Here is an 18,734-nt window from a genome sequence, read left to right on the forward strand (position 1 = left end):
GCAACCTTCATCAAATTGGCACAGACGTTGAGAGGCTGGTGTTGCCTTTTCTGAGAAGAAGAGGCGACTCGCAATGACAGAATTTTTTAGTAGTCGATTTCTTCAATAGTGCGGTTTTTGTTGGTGTAAATACACACGTCACCAGCGATATCCAAGCCTTTCTCGACAATCTCGCGGGCGCTCATTTCAGTGCAGTCCAACAGGGCGCGGGCGGCAGATTGAGCAAAGGCGCCGCCGGAGCCGATGGCGATCAAATCGTCTTCCGGCTGCATCACATCACCGTTGCCAGTGATGATCAGAGAGGCGGTTTCGTCGGCCACGGCCATCAGCGCTTCCAGGCGACGCAGCATGCGGTCGGTGCGCCAGTCTTTGGCCAGCTCTACGGCGGCGCGGGTGAGATTGCCTCGATGTTCTTCAAGTTTGGCTTCAAAGCGTTCAAACAGGGTAAAGGCGTCGGCGGTGCCACCGGCAAATCCGGCGATGACTTTGCCGTTGTGCAGGCGACGCACTTTTTTGGCGTTGCCTTTCATCACGGTGTTACCAAGAGTTACCTGGCCATCGCCGCCAATAACGACTTTGCCGTTACGACGCACGGAGAGAATAGTGGTGCCACGATACTGTTCCACGTGGTGTTGCTCCAGTCAGTTTGTGATGGAGACTATTTGGGGGTGAATATGGGAAATTCAACTGGGCTCGTCATTCCTGCCTGCGCGGGAATGAATACCTCAATGCTCTATTAACGGCTCCAAGTGCGGCCACACATTGGCGAGAATAACCGGCTGCGCTTTGGCATTGGGGTGCAAACCGTCCGCCTGGATAAACTCACTGACGCCGCCGACATTTTCCAGCAGAAAGGGAATCAGGCTCAGGTTGTAGTCACTGGTCAGATCTTGATACACCTGGTGAAATTGCTGGGTATAGCGCTGGCCGTAGTTGGGGGGAATGTGCATGCCGGCGAGAATCACCTGGGCGTTGTTTTCCTGGCTTAACTCGATCATACGGCTCAGGTTGTTGCGCATTTGTTTTAACGATAAGCCGCGCAAACCGTCATTGCCGCCCAGCTCAATAATCACCACCGCAGGTTGATGTTGGCTCAGCATCGCGGGCAGGCGGTTGAGGCCCCCTGCGGTGGTGTCACCGCTGGTGCTGGAGTTGATAACCCGGTAATTGCCACTGGGGTATTCGTCTGTCAATTTTTGTTGCAGCAGGTTGACCCAGCCCTGCTGCTGACTCATGTTATAGGCCGAACTGAGACTGTCCCCCAACACCAAAATGGATTGCGCGGGGACAGTGGCAGACAGTGACGCTACCAATAAAAAAATTACGGAAAAAAAGACTTTCTTCATGGGCAATTCACAAACCGATGCAGTTATTAATGCCAGTCACCTCAGAAAAGTAGTTCCTACCGGGGATGGCCCTTTGACCATTCTCAATGATGTCAGTTTCGCCATCAAGAGTGGAGAGACAGTGGCGGTGGTCGGTGTCTCTGGTTCTGGCAAGTCCACGTTGCTGAGTTTACTGGCGGGGCTGGACCTGCCCAGTAGTGGCGATGTAGCACTGTGCGGGCAGTCTCTTGCTGAGCTGGATGAAGACGGCCGTGCGGCCCTGCGTGCCGATTTGGTGGGCTTTGTATTTCAGTCGTTTCAATTGTTGCCCAATCTCACTGCTCTGGAAAATGTCACCTTGCCCATAGAAGTATTGCGCGGTGCCAGTGGCGCTGAACAAGGTCGCCAGTTGTTGCAACGGGTGGGCTTGCAGGATCGCCTCAGTCATACCCCGGCGCAATTGTCTGGGGGCGAACAACAACGAGTGGCCATTGCCCGGGCGTTTGTGACCTCACCCCAATTGTTGTTGGCGGATGAGCCCACCGGCAACCTGGACGCTGCCACCGGCGAAAAGGTCATCGAGTTGCTGTTTGAACTGAACCGGGAACAGGGCACAACCCTGGTGCTGGTCACTCACGATGAACATCTGGCCCAGCGTTGTGATCGCCAGATACGTCTGTCCGCCGGTTGTGTGGTGGATGATGAGCCCGAGGCAACGCTTTGAAACCGGTGATGTTGGCAGGCCAGATGCTGCGCCGGGATTGGCGCGCGGGTGAATTGCGAGTGCTGTTATTGGCACTGATCGTCGCAGTGATTGCGGTGACCACCATTAACCTGTTAACCGACCGTTTTGCCCGCTTGCTGCAACAACAGAGCGCGCAATTGGTGGGCGCCGACCTGATTTTAACCAACAGCCGCGAGCCAAACCCCGATTGGTTACAGCAGGGGCGAGATTTGGGGCTGGATACCGCTGAAACCACCGAATTTGCCACCGTAGTGGCATTCAATGACGAGTTTTTGCTCACCAATATCAAGGCGGTCAGTGACCGTTATCCATTGCGAGGTGAGCTACGCACGGCGTTGCGCCCCTACGGTGAAGAGTACGGTGTTAACCATCCACCGGAACCGGGCAGTGTGTGGGTGGATGTGCGGGTCTTGACCCGTTTGGGTGTGGAGCTGGGAGATACGGTGTCGCTGGGTGCCAGTGAGTTTCGCATCGACCGCATATTGACCTACGAACCCGACAGCGTGGGTGGCCTGTTCAACTTCAACCCCCGGGTATTGATGAACGCCGCAGATCTGGCCGCCACAGAAGTGGTTCAGCCGGGCAGTCGTATTACCTATAGCTACCTGTTTGCTGGCGATAGCAGCCAGCAGCTGCGTGCTCAGCTGGAACCACAGCTGGGGCCAGGGCACCGCTTTCGTTCGGCACGGGGGGCCAGTGGCCGCACCGGTAATATTGCTGATCGGGCGGAGCAGTTTCTCGGGCTATCGGCGCTGCTGACGGTATTTTTGGCGGCGGTTGCCATCGCCATGGCGGCGCGGCGTTACAGCGAACGGCATTTCGATGTCAGCGGTTTGCTGCGTTGCTTGGGGCTTCAGCAAGCGGCATTGGTCAAACTGTATGTTTGGCAGTTATTGCTGCTGGCTCTGCTGGCGGGCGCCATAGGCACTGTGTTGGGTTGGTTGGTTCACCTGGGTTTGTTGGATGTGATTCAAAGCTTGCTGACCACCCAGGTACCTGTAGCCAGTGCTGCTCCTTATTTCACCGGCATTGCCACCGCATTACTGTTGGTGCTGGGTGTTGCTTTGCCGCCGGTGCTGCGCCTCAAAAGCATTCCACCACTGCGGGTGTTTCGCCGCGAGTTAACCCCGGTGCCGCCATCCGCCTGGCTGGTTTACGGCGTCGCGTTTGGAGCACTGGCGGGGCTGTTATTAATGCTGTTCGACAACATTGCCGAAGTGCTGTTAATCCTCTGTGTGGCCGCGGTAGCCATCGGTGTTCTAGGGGCTTTGGTATTTGTACTGCTGCGCTGGTTGAGGGGTTCGCTGTCGGCGTCAGCGGCCGCAGGCAAACTGTGGTTGCGCAGTTTGCGCAATCTGGTCGGCCATACCGGCACCACCACCGGCCAGCTTCTGGCTTTTGGTTTGACCGCCATGGTGATGGTGATTCTGGTGCTGCTGCGCACAGACCTGGTTAACGAATGGCAGGCGCAGCTGCCCAAGGATGCGCCCAATAAGTTCGTGTTTAATATCCAGCCGTTTGAACGTCAGGCTTTTCAGCAACAGCTGGCTGACGCCGGCCTGGAAACCAAATTGTACCCCATTGTTCGCGGTCGCCTGTTGTGGGAGGGAGAAGAGGGCAAGGATAACTCTGCCCCCAACCGCGAGCTGAATTTTACCTGGCTGGAACAATTGCCAGAGAACAACAAAATAGTCAGCGGCGAGTGGCGTAGCCAATCCGTTCAGCCGGAAATATCGGTGGAGCAAGACTTGGCAGAACGGCTGGGCATTCAGCTGGGGGACTCCCTGAATTTCGACATTGCCGGTACCCAAATCAGTGCCACAGTGACCAGCCTGCGCACGGTGAACTGGCAATCGTTTTCTCCCAATTTCTACATTATTTTCCAGCCCGGTGTGCTGGAAGATTTTTCCGCCTACTACCTCACCAGTTTCCGTTTGCCGGAACAGCAGCAACCTCTGTTGCTGGACTTGCTCAAGGCCTTCCCGTCCATATCGCTGATCGAGGTCGATGCCATTGTGCGTCAGGCAAGGCAGATGTTGGGGCAGGTATCGCTGATGGTAGAACTGATGCTGTTATTCGTTTTGGTGGCCGGTGTCACCGTGCTGTTGGCATCGATTCAATCCACCTTGGACGAACGTTTGCGAGAGGGGGCATTAATGCGTGCCTTTGGCGCCAGCCGCCGCTATCTGCGTTCTGCCACACTGGCGGAATACAGTTTGCTGGGTGTGCTCGCAGGGGTGTTTGCCGCACTGGGTGTGGAACTGGCGTGCCAACAGCTGTATCAGCGGGTGTTTGATATCAGCTACCAAAGCAGCTTGTTGCTCTGGCTGTTACTGCCGCTGCTGCTAGGTAGTATCACCGGCTTGTGCGGTTACCTGAGTACCCGCAAAGTATTGCAAGTGTCGCCCAGGGCGTTGTTGTAGTTCAGCCTCGGGCTTCGAGCAGATCGCGCGTAATTGCTTTTACGTGCTCAGCTTGAAACTCGCTGGATCAGCTCGCCGCCCGTAGCGCGAAGCCCGCAGCTGTTAAGGAAAAAACGTCTCCACCGCATCCACAATATGGCCGTTCATAATCGCTCGATCCCCCTGACCCATACGAATATCAAAACTTTGTTCAATATGAATAAAGCGTCGGCTATTGGCAGTGGCGGGCTGGTCGCAAAGGCTTGGTGAACTGTTGTTAAAACGCCCCTGGGTGTTGAGTGTGCCTCCCAGGCTGGAGGTAAATCGATCGTTGATGTCCACGTCCTGGCTGGGTGAATAGAGGCAGGAGGTAATGCTGCCGCCGGCCATAATCTGTGCATCCAACTCATGAATAAATCCACCCAAAACTGGGTCGGACAGATCGTTAACGCTCTCACTTAAATTCACCAAAAAGGCATTGGCGGTTGGGTCGCACTGGCTTTGCAGGGTAGCTCTGGTGGAACTGCCAAATCCATGCAGCTGTAAAAACAGAGTGTCACCGCTGTCCAGAGCTTCGTGGGATACCTGAAAAAGGTGCTCGATATTGTGGGAGGCATCAGAGTCGGCAAAGCCCGCCTGACAGGTGCCAACGGACGTTGAGCTGTCGCGGCGAGTGCCCGACAGCAGCAGCGCCTTCGCCCCTGTGGCCAGATACAGCTCAATGCCTTGTAATTCCGTGTTGATATCCGACAGAGGGTGGGGTGACTCAATCACCAAATCCCGACCGTTGTTGTCGAACACATATGTGCCACCACCGGTAGACGCACTGGCGGGCACCTGCTGTACCTCACGCAGAATATGGTGAACCCGGTTTGGGGTGACGTCGGTATCGGTAAACACCACCACTTCGTAGCCTATGGTCAGGGCTTCAGTGTGGGCGTCATCGATGCGCTGGTTGATGATTTCGTCGATCACCGAGGCCAGCGTGCTGCGAATCTGGCTGCTGGGGCGCTGCCACTGATTGTCGTTGGCGGTGCCGTATTCAATGGCAACCAATTCTGCTTCCAGACTGCCCATTTGCACGGGTGGCGTGGGCGCCGGTGGCGGAGATGGCGGAGATGGGGGTGGTGCTGGTGCAGGTGGTGGACTCGGGGGGGTAGGGGTGGAACCGCCGCCACCTCCACCGCAGCCACTGCACAACAGAGCCAGGCTCAACACAAAATAGGCAAAACGATGGACTCTGTGGGGCATTGCAAACTCCTCAAGGCTTCGGACGGTTGCTAAAATAGCGTGTTAGACCTTAGCATTTTTTGACACAGACTTCAGGAAGCCCATTATGTCCGCCACAGTAAACCTGCATAGCCAAATAGCCGGTGATGGCTCGCAAACGGTTGTTTTGATTCATGGTTTGTTCGGTATGTCAGACAACCTTGGGCAGTTGGGCAAGTATCTGGAAAGCCAGTATCGGGTGCACCGTCTGGATTTGCGCAACCACGGTCGCTCCGGGCGCAGCGACAGCATGACGTTATCAGAAATGGCCAGCGACGTAGCTCAGTACATGGAAGCCAATACTATCGAAAACGCCGCCATCGTCGGTCACTCCCTGGGTGGCAAAGTTGCTATGCAACTGGCGTTACACGGGAATGAGCGTGTGGCGGCACTGGTGGTGGCGGATATCGCCCCAGTGGCTTACCGGTCACACCACGATGCGGTGTTGGCAGGGTTACAGAACTTGCGTCTGGATCAGGTGTCCAATCGCTCTGAGGCAGATCGACAGCTGGCGGAGTACGTGGTTGAGCCCGGTGTTCGCCAGTTCTTGCTCAAAAATCTCTACCGCAATGAACACCAGCAATTTGCACTGCGCTTGAACTTGCCAGCGGTATTGTCTTGTTACCCACAAATATTGGCGGCACCGGAAGGCAGCGCAAGTCAGTGCCCGACGCTGTTTATTAAAGGTGAAAGTTCCGACTACATCACCGCTGAGCACGCCGATGCCATCAATCAGTTCTTCCCCAATAAACGTTTCAAAATGATTGCCGGTACCGGCCATTGGCTGCACGCGGAAAAGCCGGATATTTTTAATCGCCTTACCGGTCAGTTTTTGCAGGAAGTGTTTGTTTAGACAGACACCGGGCAGTCATATAACTGTCACTCCACGGATATTTATTTGTCACCTCCAGGTCATTTTTCTGATCAATAGTTCCCCCTCTTAACCACACAGATAGGGGAACTCTTTCATGTCTAACAGTTTGTTTAAAAGCTCGCTGCTGGCGTTAGCCTGTGCCGGGCTTGTTGCTTGCGATGGTGACGACGGTGCAGATGGAACTAATGGCACGAACGGCACCAATGGCCTTACCAGCCTGGTACAGCAAACCACGTTGCTGCAAGGCAACAGCAACTGCTTCGCCGGTGGTGTGCAGATTGATTCCGGTGTTGACGACAACAGCAACGGCGCGCTGGACAGTGGGGAAATCGACGATACCTCTTTTGTGTGTAACGCCGCAGTATTGGATAACAGTAAAAATTTTAATCGCATCGCGTCGTTCCCGATCTGTACGTTGACCGATGCCAGCTGTGATACCGACACAGAAACCGCAGCAGAGATCGTAGCCGCCAGTACTGACGGCATGACGTTGGTGTATACCGACAGCCCGGAAGATCAAGTGGGTTTTGTCGACATTAGCAACCCCGATGCCCCTTTGGGTTTGGGACTGCTGGGTCTGGCCGGTGAGCCGACTTCGGTAGCGGTGGTTGGCGACAACGCCATTGTGGGTGTTAACACCTCGACGGACTTTATCAATGTGTCCGGCACACTGGATGTGATCGATATCGCCACACGCACTTCCATACGCTCTATCGATGTGGGTGGTCAGCCGGATTCGGTAGCGGTGAGCCCGGACGGCAGTTTTGCTGCGGTCGTGATTGAAAATGAGCGCGATGAAGACCTGGGTGATGGCGCTCCTCCGCAGGCTCCTGCGGGAAGCTTGGTGATCGTTAGCTTGAGCGGTGATCCATCCACCTGGGCTGCGAGTACTGTTGATCTCACCGGCGTCGCCGATCTGTTTCCCGGTGACCCAGAGCCGGAATACGTAGATATCAACGAAAATAATATTGCCGTGGTGACTCTTCAGGAGAACAACCACATCGTTCTGGTTAACCTGGCTGACGGCAGCATTGTTAATGACTTCTCTGCGGGCAGTGTGGATCTCGATCAGATTGATGCCACCGAAGAAGACCCGGCGATTATTTCCCTGACTGAATCCCAAAGCGCAGTAGTGCGTGAGCCGGATGGTGTTGCCTGGATCAACAGCAACTATTTTGCCACCGCCGATGAAGGTGACCTGGATGGCGGCAGCCGCGGCTTTACCGTATTCAACACCAACGGTGATGTGGTGTTTACCTCTGGCAACAGCCTGGATCATATGGCAGTGCGCTTTGGTCATTACCCGGATGATCGCTCTGGCAACAAAGGCAACGAACCGGAAAACGTCGAAGTGGGCGTTTACGGCAACAGCCGCTTGCTGTTTGTTAACTCTGAGCGTTCCAGCCTGGTGTTTGTTTACGATGTGGCCGACCCTGCCAATCCGGTGTACAAGCAAACCTTGCCTACGGGCGCTGGCCCGGAAGGGGCACTGGCGATTCCGTCTCGCAACTTGCTGGTAGTAGCCAGTGAAGAAGACGATCGCGGCGACAAGATTCGTTCGGTGCTGAATATTTACAACTACACCAACTCTGATGCGTCTTATCCCACTCTGGAATCTGCCGACCGGCTTAATGGTACGCCGATCCCCTGGAGTGCTCTGTCGGGTTTGGCGGCGGACAGTCTGAACGAGGACACCTTGTACGCAGTGGAAGATTCTTTCTACGGCAGCAACCGCATATTCTCCATCGACCTGGGCGCAGAACCCGCGCGCATCAGTGCCGAAATTACCCTGCGTGACAGCAATGATGTGTTTGCCGGTACTTCTACGGTGGCGGTTGCCGATGGTACGGCGGAAGACGACGCCACTCGCGTGGATGTGTTTGATTCCGAAGACCTGGAGTTGTTAATCAATACCGATAAAACCGTCAATATTGACCCGGAAGGTATTTCCGTGGCCAGCGATGGTGGTTTCTGGGTCGCCTCTGAAGGTTCTGGCACCGTGGGCGACGCCAGTCGGCCGGTCAACAGCCTCAACTTTATTTTCAAAACCGACAGTCAGGGTGTGATCGAAGATGTGGTGCGGCTGCCCAATGCGGTCAATAACATTCAGCTGCGCTTTGGTTTTGAAGGCGTGGCCGAGTACAACGGTTCTGCCTACGTGGCGTTCCAACGCGCATGGACCGGCGAGACCAACCCGCGTATTGGTGTTTACAATGTGGCTGGCGGAACCTGGACGTTCTTCTTCTACCCGTTGGATGCGGTCGCATCGCAAAATGGTGGCTGGGTTGGCTTGTCCGACATCACCTCACTGGGTGGCGGTGACTTCCTGGTGGTAGAACGTGATAACCAAGGTGGCCCGGATGCGGCGATCAAGCGCTTGTACCGCTTTAACGTCAATGCTCTGAGTGACGGAGATACTATTACCAAAACCTTGGTGAGAGACCTGATTGCCGAAGGCGACCTGACCGCTCCCGGCGGTTTGGTGTACGAGAAGATCGAAGGCAGTGCGGTGTTGGACGGCGATGTGTTTATCGTGAATGACAACGACGGTGTTGATGACAACAGCGGTGAAACTCAGCTGATCAATTTGGGTGATATACTCAACTGATCATCGGCCTAACTGCTGAAAAACAAAAAGGGTAGCCTTTTCGGGCTACCCTTTTTTATTGCGCGTTTTGCCGCTTTAGAAGTGGTAACGCAGGCCCAGCAAAATGCTGTCGCTGGTGTCGAAGTCAGAATCCTGAACCGTCAGCTGGAAACCACCGGGGCCGCCACCGGCGCGGGTCAGGTCAGCGTCTTCTGTACCCTGGAAGCGATATTCCACAAAGGCTTTCAGCGGTTCAGTGATGCTGTAATCCAATCCCAAAAACGCCTGATAGGCAAACACGGTGTCGCTGTCGTTAATGGAAGCGCCCAGTGTGGGGTTGTACTGGAAGTTGGCGTCGATGTCCTGAATGCCAAGGCCAATGCCCACGTAAGGGGTAAATTTGTCCCACTGGGCCAGCTCTTGGGTCACGTTCACCATGTAGGAATCAACTTCTACGTCACCGGCAACGGTGCCAGCACCGCGAGTGAATACGTTGCCGTTAAAGTTAACCACCTCGGCGTCGTTGTCGTAATTCTGGTATTCAAATTCGACGCGAACATTGCCCCAGGAATTGCCTTTGAACTGGTAACCAACCGCAAGGCCAAAGCCGTTGTCGTCGTCAAAATCGGCGGCAACGTTGCGGCCGTCGCTGTTGGCATCCACGGAATCGATGTCATAAATGCCGTAATTAATGCTGGCGTAAACGCCTTCGTCATCACTGGCCAATGCGGAATTGCCGGCGATCATCAGGCCGGACGCAATGGCGGTTAAGAGAATTTTCTTGCGGCTGTTTTTTAGAAAATTAGGCTTCATTTCGAGATCCTGTTACAAGGTTTAAATACATCAACGACCACTTGTAAAGTGATGGCAAACGCTAAACAGCAATGTAAAAAATGCGCTTAACGTGAACTTCAAGGTTCGGAAAATAGAACGCTGTGTAAACGTTTTGTTCCGAAACTGTTTGCAAAGTTTTGTATTTGAAAAGATAGGTAAAGAGGGGAACTAAATCGGGTGTGGCTGGTGGATTGAGCCGCTCAATTTTCCAACCCGTAAGGGGTTTCCAGTTTTATGCGCCAAGGCTGGTATTTGGGGTTTTTCGATCGGTACACCCAACCGCGTAGGGTGATGGTTTGGCCTTGTAGTTGTGATAGGTGTTGGCGATTAAATCGATGTTGATGTTCTGGGTAGATCACTACAGACAGCTGAGGGCCGAAATCCAGCCACCAACCGCGTTTGCCAAACTGAATGTTGTTAAGCTCGCCGCTGATGCGCTGAAAGCCACCTTGAGCCACTTTCGATGCTTGGGTTATGCGTTGCTGCTGCCAAAGACCCAGCTTGCGGTGGCGGGCCTGCTGTTCCGCGCTTTTCAGGCAGCTTGCCAAGCTTAGGTTCGGGGGAATGGCTACATGCCAGGCAAGGCCGCTGCGCAACAGGTAGGCTTCGGCGCTTTGGCCTTTTGAATTGTAGAGGTGTGCTAGTGTACGGCCGTGGTTGTCTCGCCGATCCTGGTCATATAACAAACCCCCGCCGCTGCCTAGAAATTCCCTCAATGCAAGGGTCGCCTGCCGGGCGTAAGCTTGGTCGGGTTTTCCGTTGCGACCTAATTCTGGCGCGTTAATGCCCAGCAGGCGCACCTTGCGACCATCGTTTAGGTGAACAGTGTCGCCATCCACCACGGTTTTGATGGTGACTTTTTCAGTGGTGGCAAAGGGTGGGCAGTGGTTGTTTTCTGCAAAACACCCGCTGCATAGGAGCACAAAAAAAGCGTTGCAGATAATCACTGCAACGCTTTTTGTTTGGGCGTGTTCCCGTTGTACAGACAGTACAGAGAACATCTGAAAGCTTACTTCTTGGTAGAACGGCCACCAAAGCGCTTCTTGAACTTGTCCACGCGGCCACCAGTGGTAGCGGCTTTTTGCTTGCCGGTGTAGAACGGGTGGCAGGCAGAGCAAACATCCAGGTGGATGTCGCCAGTGCGAGTGGAGTTGATTTCAACGACGTTGCCGCAGCTGCAGGTGGCTTTCAGCAGGCCGTAGTTAGGGTGAATGTCAGCTTTCATTTGTATTGCCTCAAGTATCTTGCATACCGCCACCTGGTCGCTCAGACTTCAGCCTTTGCTGGGCCTTATCGCGCCGGGCACCGTATACCCTGAAAAATGGATCGCGAATACTACTCGCAAAGCCTAACGAATTCAACCGCCATGTTGTACCGAGTTGCTGTGCCGTCACCGTTGCGGCGAAGCTTTGATTATCTGCCCCCGGTGGGGAGTGATAGCCCGCTGTTGCCGGGGGTGCGGGTACGGGTGCCATTTGGCAATCGCCAGGTTGTGGGGGTGGTGATCGGCAGCGTTCAGGGTACCGATGTACCGAGCCATAAGCTCAAGGCGGTTACCGAGGTATTGGATGAGCAACCGCTTTTCCCAGAAAAGCTATTTAAGCTGTTTTTGTGGGCCGCTGGCTATTATCAACACCCCATCGGCGAAGCCTTGCTGCACACCTTGCCGGTGCTACTTCGCAAGGGAGAGTCATTGCTTTGCAATCGTCAGCAACGTTGGCGTTTGACCACCCGAGGTAAGGGCTTGCCTAAAGGCGGGTTGAGCAGAGCCCCACGCCAGCAAGAGTTGCTGACCCTATTGCAGCAACACCAAAGCGCTGATCGCCTACTGTTGGATGAAAATGGCATTTCCCGAGAGGCGTTGCGCAGCTTGATAAAAAAAGAACTGCTGGAAAGCTACTGGGCTGAGCCTGATTTGCCAGACGCCCCGGAAGAAAACCTGCTGGGGGAGCAGCCCCTGCCGCTTTATGAGGGCCAGCAGCAGGTTATTGCAGAGATTGAACTGCACGGTTACCACAGCTACCTGTTGGATGGTGAAACTGGCAGTGGCAAAACCGAAATTTACTTGCAGGTAATCGAAAAAGCCCTGCGCTATGGTCGCCAGGCATTGGTACTGGTACCGGAAATCAGTCTGACTCCGCAAACGGTTAAACGCTTTCAGCAGCGCTTCAATCGCCCCCTGGCGGTCATTCATTCTGGCTTGACCGACCGCGAACGGCTGCAAGCCTGGCAGCAGGCCCGCAGTGGTGAGGCGCCGGTAGTTATTGGCACCCGCTCGGCCATTTTTACGCCGTTGCTCAACCCCGGTGTGATTATTGTGGACGAGGAGCACGACAGCTCTTTTAAGCAGCATGAAGGGTTTCGTTACCACGCCCGGGATTTGGCGGTGTTGCGAGCCCATCGGGAAGGCATACCGGTGATTTTAGGCAGTGCCACTCCGGCTTTGGAAAGTCTGCAAAACAGCGCTGTTGGTCGCTATCAAAAGTTACTGCTGCGGGGCCGCCCCGGTAGCGCGGTGCCCCCCAGTTGGCAGGTATTGGATATTCGCAAAAAACCCCTTAGTTCGGGTTTTAGTCCCGAGCTGGTGTCCGCTATTGCCAGCGAACTGAAAGCCGGCAATCAGGTGTTGGTGTTTCTGAATCGGCGTGGGTTTTCACCCACACTGATGTGTCACGACTGCGGCTGGAGCGCTAGCTGCCATCGTTGTGATATGCCCATGACCGTACACCTGAGTGATGGCAAGCTGTGGTGCCATCACTGCGACCATCAGTCTTCCATTCCGGCCGCATGCCCTAACTGTTTTGGCAGCCAGCTGCAGTACCTGGGGCAGGGTACTGAACGTGGCGAACAGGAATTGCAGGCACTGTTCCCGCAAGTGCCGGTGATCCGAGTGGATCGAGATACCACTCGCCGCAAGTCCTCAATGCAGCAAGTGGTGAAAACTGTTAATCAGGGCGACCCTTGTGTGCTGGTAGGTACCCAGATTCTCGCCAAAGGCCATCATTTTCCGGATGTGACTCTGGTGGCCATCCTCGATGCAGATGGCGGTTTGTTCAGTGCGGATTTTCGCGCCGCGGAAAAAATGGGTCAGCTGATTGTTCAAGTGGCCGGGCGCTCTGGGCGTGGTGACAAGCCGGGGAGAGTAATTCTGCAAACTCACTACAGTGATCACCCGTTGATTCAAATGCTCAGCCAGCAGGGTTATCCGGCGTTTGCTGCACAGTTACTGCGTGAACGTCAATTGGCGGCGATCCCCCCTTTCAGCCACATGGCGCTGCTGCGCGCAGAAGCCAAAAACCCCAGCGATGTAGAAATGTTTTTGCAACAGGCGCGCCAGTGCGCGGAACAGATGGTTCCAGCCAGTGAGCACTGCCGCTATCTGGGGCCTCTGCCTGCGCCCTTGGAAAAACGCAGTGGCCGTTATCGCTATCAGCTGAGCCTCACATTTTCGCAACGGCCACAATTGCAGCAGCTGTTGGCCCAGTGGTGTCAGCAGTTGGCCAATGTGCCTGCGGCCAGAAAAGTGCGTTGGTCAGTGGATGTGGATCCGCAGGATATGACGTAACCGGATTTCGTTGCGATTTGTCGACAGCTGAGTAGTCAGCAGCGGGCTGCTTCTGTACTATGCGCGCCCCTGTTATGATCTGGCGGCGAAAACGGAATACACAACTGATGAGTCGAGACTACTCCAACTACGGAAAAGGCAAAAAGCGCAGCAGCAACTCTCGCAGCCAAACCACCCGCCGCAAAGCACCCACTGCCCGCAAAAATTCTCCGTCTGGCAGGAATGGCGGTATGTTCTGGTTTATTTCCGGGCTGGCGGTGGGCAGCTTGGCGACGGCGATGATTCTGGTGCCCGGTATCCGCCCGGATATACCCGTTACTGCGACTCGTCCGGCACCGGTGGAGCAAAGTGAGCCGGAGTTTGAATTCCACAGCTTGTTGCGCCACGACGAAGTGGTAGTGCAGCAGGAGGCCCCGGTCACTGAGCTGCCAGCACAGCCTCAAACTCAACGAACTCCGCAAAGCAGCCCAACGGTTGTAACGTCCACGCAAACACCTAAGCCGTCCAGGCCCGCTGCCAGCGGCGATGTGTTTTTGGTACAGGCGGGTTCGTTTTCCAAGCAGCAGGATGCGGAAACCCGTCGGGTTCAACTGATGCTGATGAACTTTACCAATGCCGCTATTGAAAACGTACGCTCCGGCTCTGGGCAACGCTATCGGGTAATTGTTGGGCCTTTTGACAGTCAGCGGCAGATGACCACAGCACTTAACCGTATCTCATCCCAGGGCATCGAAACGCTGCCCTTAAAACGCAAGAGATAGTTCTCCTTTGATTGCGCTGCTCGCAGTCATACCAACAGACCCGCTATTCAATTCCCTTGTGCGCAGGAAGGCTTAACTTAAAGGCAATCGCCAGTGCGCGAACCGCGAACGCAGTAACACAGCCAGCGAGAATGCAGAATAGGGGCGCAAACCCAAACAGCGTTGCGGATACGGAATAACCCAAAGCCCCCACCAGCGACGCGGTAATGTACACTTCCCGCTGAAAAACCATGGGCACCTCATTCAAAATTACATCCCGAATAATGCCGCCCACACAGGCACTGAACATACCCATGATGGCGGCCACCGGTATGCTCATGCCCAGTGCTGTGGCTTTTTGGGCACCTAATACGCTGAACAGCGCCATACCCACCGCATCCGCCCACAACAGCGCTTTTGAGCCACGGTTGATAGAGCGACTGGCAAAATAGGTGATCATCGCGGCCACGGTACAAGTGGTTACGTAGTGCCACTGATCCAGCCAAAATACAGGGGTATCCAACAATAAGTCCCGCAGGGTTCCGCCGCCGATACCGGTAATGTTGGCGATAAACACAAAGCCAATAATATCCAGGCGCTTGCGCGCTGCCAGTAGCGCCCCAGAGGTGGCAAAAGCAGCGGTGCCAGCAAAGTCGAGAAAATCAATAAGAACAACCATGGCGCCATTATGACTCTGAACTGTCTCTAAATGTTTATATTTTGGTAACTGCCTCGTCATCGAAAATTTTTAATGTCGCCTGTCTCACACAAATACATTCAGGAGTTTTCGCATGAACAAGGCCAAGTCATTTTTTGTGGCGGGTGTGGCCAGCCTCGCGTTAGCGGGTTGTGGCTCTGACGAGCAGAGTGATTTTGAACTGCAGCTGTTGCACTTTGCCGATGTGGATGGCGGCCGCGACATTATCAATAATGCGGTGCGTTTTTCTGCATTGGTGGACGATTTTCGCGGTGACTTCAGCAACACTTTGTTGCTGAGCTCAGGCGACAACTGGATTCCCGGCCCCGACTACAACGTGGCCAGCGACAGCGCTCTGGCTGGGGTACTTGGGGTTCCCGATACCGGTCGTGCTCACGTGGCCTACCTGAATGCCCTGGGTGTACAGGCCTCTGCGTTTGGCAACCACGAATTTGATTTGGGCACCGGCGATGTGGCGGATCTGTTGCAGTCGGAAACCGATGGCGGCGCTACCTGGCCCGGCGCACAGTTCCCTTATTTGTCAGCCAACCTGGATTTCTCCACCGACGCTGATCTGGCAGGTCTGGTCGGAACCGATGGCGCTGAAGCGCAAACCCTGAGTAACCAGATTGCCGGTCGCACCGTGATTACAGTTGGTGGTGAGCGTATCGGTGTTGTTGGTGCCACCACCCCGACGCTGAATACCATCTCTTCACCCGGTGACGTCACCATTGCCCCGGCAGACAGCACCGACATCGATGCGCTGGCGGCGATTATCCAGCAGGATGTGGATGCCCTGACCGCAGACGGTATCGACAAGATTATCCTGCTGGCTCACATGCAACAGATTGCTATCGAGCGCCAGCTGGCCACTCGTCTGAACGACGTAGACATTATTGTTGCCGGTGGTTCAAACACGATTCTGGCCGACAACAACGACCGACTGCGCGATGGCGACAGTGCTGCCGGTGAATACCCCCAGCGCTTTAGAAGCCCGACCAATGAACCGGTTCTGGTGGTGAATACCGACGGCGATTACACCTACCTGGGGCGCTTGGTAGTGAACTTCGACAGTCGCGGCATTTTGCTTACTGGCCAGTTGGACAGCACCGTCAACGGCGCTTACGCCACCGACGATGCGGGCCTCGCCGAAAACAATCTGGGCCTCGCCGATGCCATTGACGGTGTGGTTGAAATCTCCAATGCCCTGACCACCGCGTTGACCGCTCGCGCCGGCAACGTGTTTGGTTCTACTTCTGTGTACCTGAACGGTGAGCGCGGCTCTGTGCGTACGGAAGAGACCAACCTGGGCAACCTGACCGCCCAGGCCAATCTGGAATACGCTCAGGCCAGCGAGGCCAACGTGAGTGTGTCCATTAAAAACGGCGGTGGTATTCGTGCCCCCATTGGTGCCTGTAATGTACCGGCTGGTGCCACTGGCGATGACGCCCTGGTGTGCAACCCACCGGTGGGTGTACCGGGCATCAGCAACCCCGGTGAGATTTCCCAGTTGGACCTGGAAATCGCCCTGCGCTTTAACAACAGCTTGACCTTGCTGACTCTGACCGGCGCCCAGCTTAAAGAAGTTCTGGAGCACGGTGTTGCTGCTACTGCTGACGGCGCCACCCCAGGCCAGTTCCCACAGGTGGCCGGTATTCGCTTTAGCTTCGACCCCGCTCAGGTTGCGCAAACCGTTGATGACAGCTTGAGCCCCTCGATTGTTGCCACTGCCGGCTCGCGGATTCGCAACCTGGTGGTACTTGACGACAACGGCGCAGAAGCTGGTGGCAACCAAGTGGTTGTGGTGCGCGATGGTGTACTCGACCCTACAGCGGCCACCCAGACGTTCCGCATTGTGACCTTGGGCTTTCTGGCGGGCGGTGGCGACCGCTACCCATTCCCATCTGCCAGTGTCGCCAACTTGGTAGACCTGGAAGTGGAAGGTCTGCAGTTGGGTAACGTGACGTTTGCTGACGAGGGCACGGAACAAGACGCCCTGGCGGAATTCCTGTTTACCAACTTCCCGGCGGACACTGATCCCAGCACGCCATCCTTTAGTGATGAAGACAGAGAAGCGGTGAACGACACCGTGATTCAAAACCTGTCTATAGTGCCTGCGGATACAGTACTTAACTAATAGTCGTTATGTAAAAAAGGACGTATTGGTGTGCCAATACGTCCTTTTTTATGAGTAATTGATAAAGGGGTTTTGTCGTAGCTGCTCCACCGCCAAGTCAACAAACGCCCTCACTTTGGCGTTGGCTTTGCGGCCATCGATATAAACGATGTTGATGGGCAGTGGCTCACTTTCGTAATCTTGTAGCACACGCACCAGCGAGCCCTCTTCAAACTCTTCGCCCACTTGGTAAGACATCAATCGGGTGATTCCAAAACCGCTTTTCGCTGCGCTAATGGCTGCGCCGTTTTGATTGCAGTGCAGGCGCGGCGATACTTTTACTGTGGTTTTGCTCTTGCCTGAGTCGAAGCGCCAGGTGGCGGATGATTCAGCAATAGGAGCCTGTATTACACTGTGCTTAACCAGGTCGGTGGGGGCATCAGGCTTGCCGTGTTGTTCAAAATAACTAGGTGAGCCGCACACGACCTGCCGGATGGTGCCCACCTGGGTCGCGTACAGGCTGGAATCCTGCAAGTGGCCGATGCGAATGGCCACATCCAATCCCTCATCAAGAATATTGCAAACACGGTCATAGAACAGCGCGTTCACATCCACCGCTGGGTTTTGTTGCAGGTACTCTGCCAAAAGGGGAGCGATGTATTTCTGCCCAAACATCACCGGCGCGGTTACTGATAAAACACCTTTTGGCTTCGTGTACACACCGGATGCGGTTGATTCTGCCTGCTCAACCAAGTCCAGAATCTGGCGGGCGTCGTCGTAATATCGTTTTCCTGCATCAGTGAGCCGAACACTGCGAGTGGTTCTGTTAAACAATCTCACACCCATAGTGTGTTCAAGCTGGGCGATGGCTCGTGTGGCCGCAGGCGCTGAAAGGTTGAGCTTGCGGCTTGCTGCCACAAAGCTCTGGCACTCCGCGACTTCCGTAAATACCCGCATGGTTTGCAATTTATCCACTGTGGCTCCATGGCTGGTTATTGCTTAACTGTTTCATTTTTTGAAATAGATAATTATTGAAATGGTTAATTATTTATTTAAATGGTAATTGTATGGTGGGCGCACCTCAACTCCAACACAAGACGCTTAATCATGCCCAGACCACCGCTACCCCCCTATACCGAAGAAACCGCGCGGGAAAAAGTTCGCCTGGCCGAAGATGGCTGGAATGGCCGTAACCCGGAAAAAGTCTCCCAGGCTTATTCACTGGATACCCAGTGGCGAAATCGCTCCCAGTTCATCACCAGTCGTGACGAGGCTCAGGCTTTTCTCACAGAGAAGTGGAACAAGGAACATGAGTACCGGTTGGTTAAAGAGCTGTTTGCCTTTAAAGACAACCGCATTGCGGTGCGCTATGCCTACGAATGGCACGATGACAGTGGTAACTGGTTTCGTTCCTACGGCAACGAAAACTGGGTGTTTGACCAGGAGGGTTTGATGACCCATCGATACGCCAGCATCAACGACCTGCCCATTACCCAACAGGAACGGAAATTCCATTGGCCACAAGGGCGCCGTCCGGACGACCATCCCGGTTTATCAGAGCTGGGACTTTAAAAAAGTAT

Annotated in this window: 16 protein-coding genes; 8 read left to right on the plus strand and 8 right to left on the minus strand. The window is 54.7% G+C overall.

The annotated features are described in order from the left end of the window. Nucleotides 1-86 precede the first annotated feature (86 nt). Both hslV and KFE80_11340 read right to left on the minus strand, forming a co-directional pair. Complete coding sequence (gene hslV / locus KFE80_11335; protein ID UTW44964.1) at nucleotides 87-626, minus strand: ATP-dependent protease subunit HslV; 540 nt, start codon at nucleotides 624-626, stop codon at nucleotides 87-89. A gap of 99 nt (nucleotides 627-725) precedes the next feature. Continuing rightward, complete coding sequence (locus KFE80_11340) at nucleotides 726-1,346, minus strand: arylesterase (protein UTW44965.1); 621 nt, start codon at nucleotides 1,344-1,346, stop codon at nucleotides 726-728. On the opposite strand from KFE80_11340, the gene KFE80_11345 reads away from it, so the two are divergent. Continuing rightward, on the plus strand, nucleotides 1,345-2,049 hold the full coding sequence (locus tag KFE80_11345; protein ID UTW44966.1) for an ATP-binding cassette domain-containing protein: 705 nt from the start codon (nucleotides 1,345-1,347) through the stop codon (nucleotides 2,047-2,049). The two genes, KFE80_11340 and KFE80_11345, sit on opposite strands and share 2 nt — an antisense overlap. Next, nucleotides 2,046-4,493: an FtsX-like permease family protein gene (locus tag KFE80_11350; GenBank protein UTW44967.1), complete on the plus strand. Its 2,448-nt coding sequence runs from the start codon at nucleotides 2,046-2,048 to the stop codon at nucleotides 4,491-4,493. Before KFE80_11345 ends, KFE80_11350 begins: the two co-directional genes overlap by 4 nt. Before the next feature lie 102 nt (nucleotides 4,494-4,595). On the opposite strand, the gene KFE80_11355 is transcribed toward KFE80_11350, so the two are convergent. Beyond that, nucleotides 4,596-5,723: a hypothetical protein gene (locus KFE80_11355; protein ID UTW44968.1), complete on the minus strand. Its 1,128-nt coding sequence runs from the start codon at nucleotides 5,721-5,723 to the stop codon at nucleotides 4,596-4,598. Between the two features lie 85 nt (nucleotides 5,724-5,808). Here KFE80_11355 and KFE80_11360 point away from each other — a divergent pair, with 85 nt between their 5' ends. Beyond that, nucleotides 5,809-6,594 carry an alpha/beta fold hydrolase gene (locus KFE80_11360; protein UTW44969.1) on the plus strand — a complete coding sequence of 262 codons (786 nt, stop codon included), beginning with the start codon at nucleotides 5,809-5,811 and terminating at the stop codon, nucleotides 6,592-6,594. Between the two features lie 115 nt (nucleotides 6,595-6,709). Next, on the plus strand, nucleotides 6,710-9,223 hold the full coding sequence (locus tag KFE80_11365) for an esterase-like activity of phytase family protein (protein UTW44970.1): 2,514 nt from the start codon (nucleotides 6,710-6,712) through the stop codon (nucleotides 9,221-9,223). A gap of 75 nt (nucleotides 9,224-9,298) precedes the next feature. On the opposite strand, the gene KFE80_11370 is transcribed toward KFE80_11365, so the two are convergent. The 3 genes from KFE80_11370 to rpmE all read right to left on the minus strand — a co-directional run bounded on the left by KFE80_11370 (nucleotide 9,299) and on the right by rpmE (nucleotide 11,261). Continuing rightward, entirely contained in the window at nucleotides 9,299-10,015 is a 717-nt protein-coding gene (locus tag KFE80_11370) for a porin family protein (GenBank protein ID UTW44971.1), read from the minus strand. 221 nt (nucleotides 10,016-10,236) lie between these two features. After that, nucleotides 10,237-11,037 carry a thermonuclease family protein gene (locus KFE80_11375; GenBank protein ID UTW44972.1) on the minus strand — a complete coding sequence of 267 codons (801 nt, stop codon included), beginning with the start codon at nucleotides 11,035-11,037 and terminating at the stop codon, nucleotides 10,237-10,239. Nucleotides 11,038-11,045: 8 nt separating this feature from the next. Next, nucleotides 11,046-11,261 carry a 50S ribosomal protein L31 gene (gene rpmE / locus KFE80_11380; protein ID UTW44973.1) on the minus strand — a complete coding sequence of 72 codons (216 nt, stop codon included), beginning with the start codon at nucleotides 11,259-11,261 and terminating at the stop codon, nucleotides 11,046-11,048. A gap of 141 nt (nucleotides 11,262-11,402) precedes the next feature. Between rpmE and KFE80_11385 the strand changes: the two genes are divergently transcribed. Both KFE80_11385 and KFE80_11390 read left to right on the plus strand, forming a co-directional pair. Continuing rightward, the gene (locus tag KFE80_11385) at nucleotides 11,403-13,601 is read left to right on the plus strand and encodes a primosomal protein N' (GenBank protein ID UTW44974.1); all 2,199 of its coding nucleotides are present in this window, start codon (nucleotides 11,403-11,405) and stop codon (nucleotides 13,599-13,601) included. Nucleotides 13,602-13,708: 107 nt separating this feature from the next. Then, on the plus strand, nucleotides 13,709-14,362 hold the full coding sequence (locus tag KFE80_11390; GenBank protein ID UTW44975.1) for an SPOR domain-containing protein: 654 nt from the start codon (nucleotides 13,709-13,711) through the stop codon (nucleotides 14,360-14,362). Between the two features lie 43 nt (nucleotides 14,363-14,405). Here the strand turns inward: KFE80_11390 and KFE80_11395 are convergent, their stop codons facing one another. Further along, nucleotides 14,406-15,020, minus strand: a complete 615-nt coding sequence (locus KFE80_11395; GenBank protein UTW44976.1) for a trimeric intracellular cation channel family protein — start codon at nucleotides 15,018-15,020, stop codon at nucleotides 14,406-14,408. Nucleotides 15,021-15,132: 112 nt separating this feature from the next. On the opposite strand from KFE80_11395, the gene KFE80_11400 reads away from it, so the two are divergent. Then, nucleotides 15,133-17,175, plus strand: coding sequence for a bifunctional metallophosphatase/5'-nucleotidase (locus KFE80_11400; GenBank protein ID UTW44977.1), 2,043 nt, complete (start codon nucleotides 15,133-15,135; stop codon nucleotides 17,173-17,175). A 48-nt stretch (nucleotides 17,176-17,223) separates the two neighbouring features. Here the strand turns inward: KFE80_11400 and KFE80_11405 are convergent, their stop codons facing one another. Further along, the gene (locus KFE80_11405; GenBank protein UTW44978.1) at nucleotides 17,224-18,129 is read right to left on the minus strand and encodes a LysR family transcriptional regulator; all 906 of its coding nucleotides are present in this window, start codon (nucleotides 18,127-18,129) and stop codon (nucleotides 17,224-17,226) included. 132 nt (nucleotides 18,130-18,261) lie between these two features. On the opposite strand from KFE80_11405, the gene KFE80_11410 reads away from it, so the two are divergent. After that, on the plus strand, nucleotides 18,262-18,726 hold the full coding sequence (locus KFE80_11410) for a nuclear transport factor 2 family protein (GenBank protein UTW44979.1): 465 nt from the start codon (nucleotides 18,262-18,264) through the stop codon (nucleotides 18,724-18,726). Nucleotides 18,727-18,734 lie beyond the last annotated feature (8 nt).

It is taken from the genome of bacterium SCSIO 12696, from assembly GCA_024397955.1.
Lineage (GTDB): Bacteria > Pseudomonadota > Gammaproteobacteria > Pseudomonadales > Porticoccaceae > SCSIO-12696.

What these genes read in the sequence shown, in the direction of transcription:
- KFE80_11345 (UTW44966.1), top strand. Translation starts at nt 1,345, where the DNA reads ATGGGCAATTCACAAACCGATGCAGTTATTAATGCCAGTCACCTCAGA.
- KFE80_11340 (UTW44965.1), bottom strand. Translation starts at nt 1,346, where the DNA reads ATGAAGAAAGTCTTTTTTTCCGTAATTTTTTTATTGGTAGCGTCACTG.
- KFE80_11355 (UTW44968.1), bottom strand. Translation starts at nt 5,723, where the DNA reads ATGCCCCACAGAGTCCATCGTTTTGCCTATTTTGTGTTGAGCCTGGCT.
- KFE80_11360 (UTW44969.1), top strand. Translation starts at nt 5,809, where the DNA reads ATGTCCGCCACAGTAAACCTGCATAGCCAAATAGCCGGTGATGGCTCG.
- KFE80_11365 (UTW44970.1), top strand. Translation starts at nt 6,710, where the DNA reads ATGTCTAACAGTTTGTTTAAAAGCTCGCTGCTGGCGTTAGCCTGTGCC.
- KFE80_11370 (UTW44971.1), bottom strand. Translation starts at nt 10,015, where the DNA reads ATGAAGCCTAATTTTCTAAAAAACAGCCGCAAGAAAATTCTCTTAACC.
- KFE80_11375 (UTW44972.1), bottom strand. Translation starts at nt 11,037, where the DNA reads ATGTTCTCTGTACTGTCTGTACAACGGGAACACGCCCAAACAAAAAGC.
- rpmE (UTW44973.1), bottom strand. Translation starts at nt 11,261, where the DNA reads ATGAAAGCTGACATTCACCCTAACTACGGCCTGCTGAAAGCCACCTGC.
- KFE80_11385 (UTW44974.1), top strand. Translation starts at nt 11,403, where the DNA reads ATGTTGTACCGAGTTGCTGTGCCGTCACCGTTGCGGCGAAGCTTTGAT.
- KFE80_11390 (UTW44975.1), top strand. Translation starts at nt 13,709, where the DNA reads ATGAGTCGAGACTACTCCAACTACGGAAAAGGCAAAAAGCGCAGCAGC.
- KFE80_11395 (UTW44976.1), bottom strand. Translation starts at nt 15,020, where the DNA reads ATGGTTGTTCTTATTGATTTTCTCGACTTTGCTGGCACCGCTGCTTTT.
- KFE80_11400 (UTW44977.1), top strand. Translation starts at nt 15,133, where the DNA reads ATGAACAAGGCCAAGTCATTTTTTGTGGCGGGTGTGGCCAGCCTCGCG.
- KFE80_11410 (UTW44979.1), top strand. Translation starts at nt 18,262, where the DNA reads ATGCCCAGACCACCGCTACCCCCCTATACCGAAGAAACCGCGCGGGAA.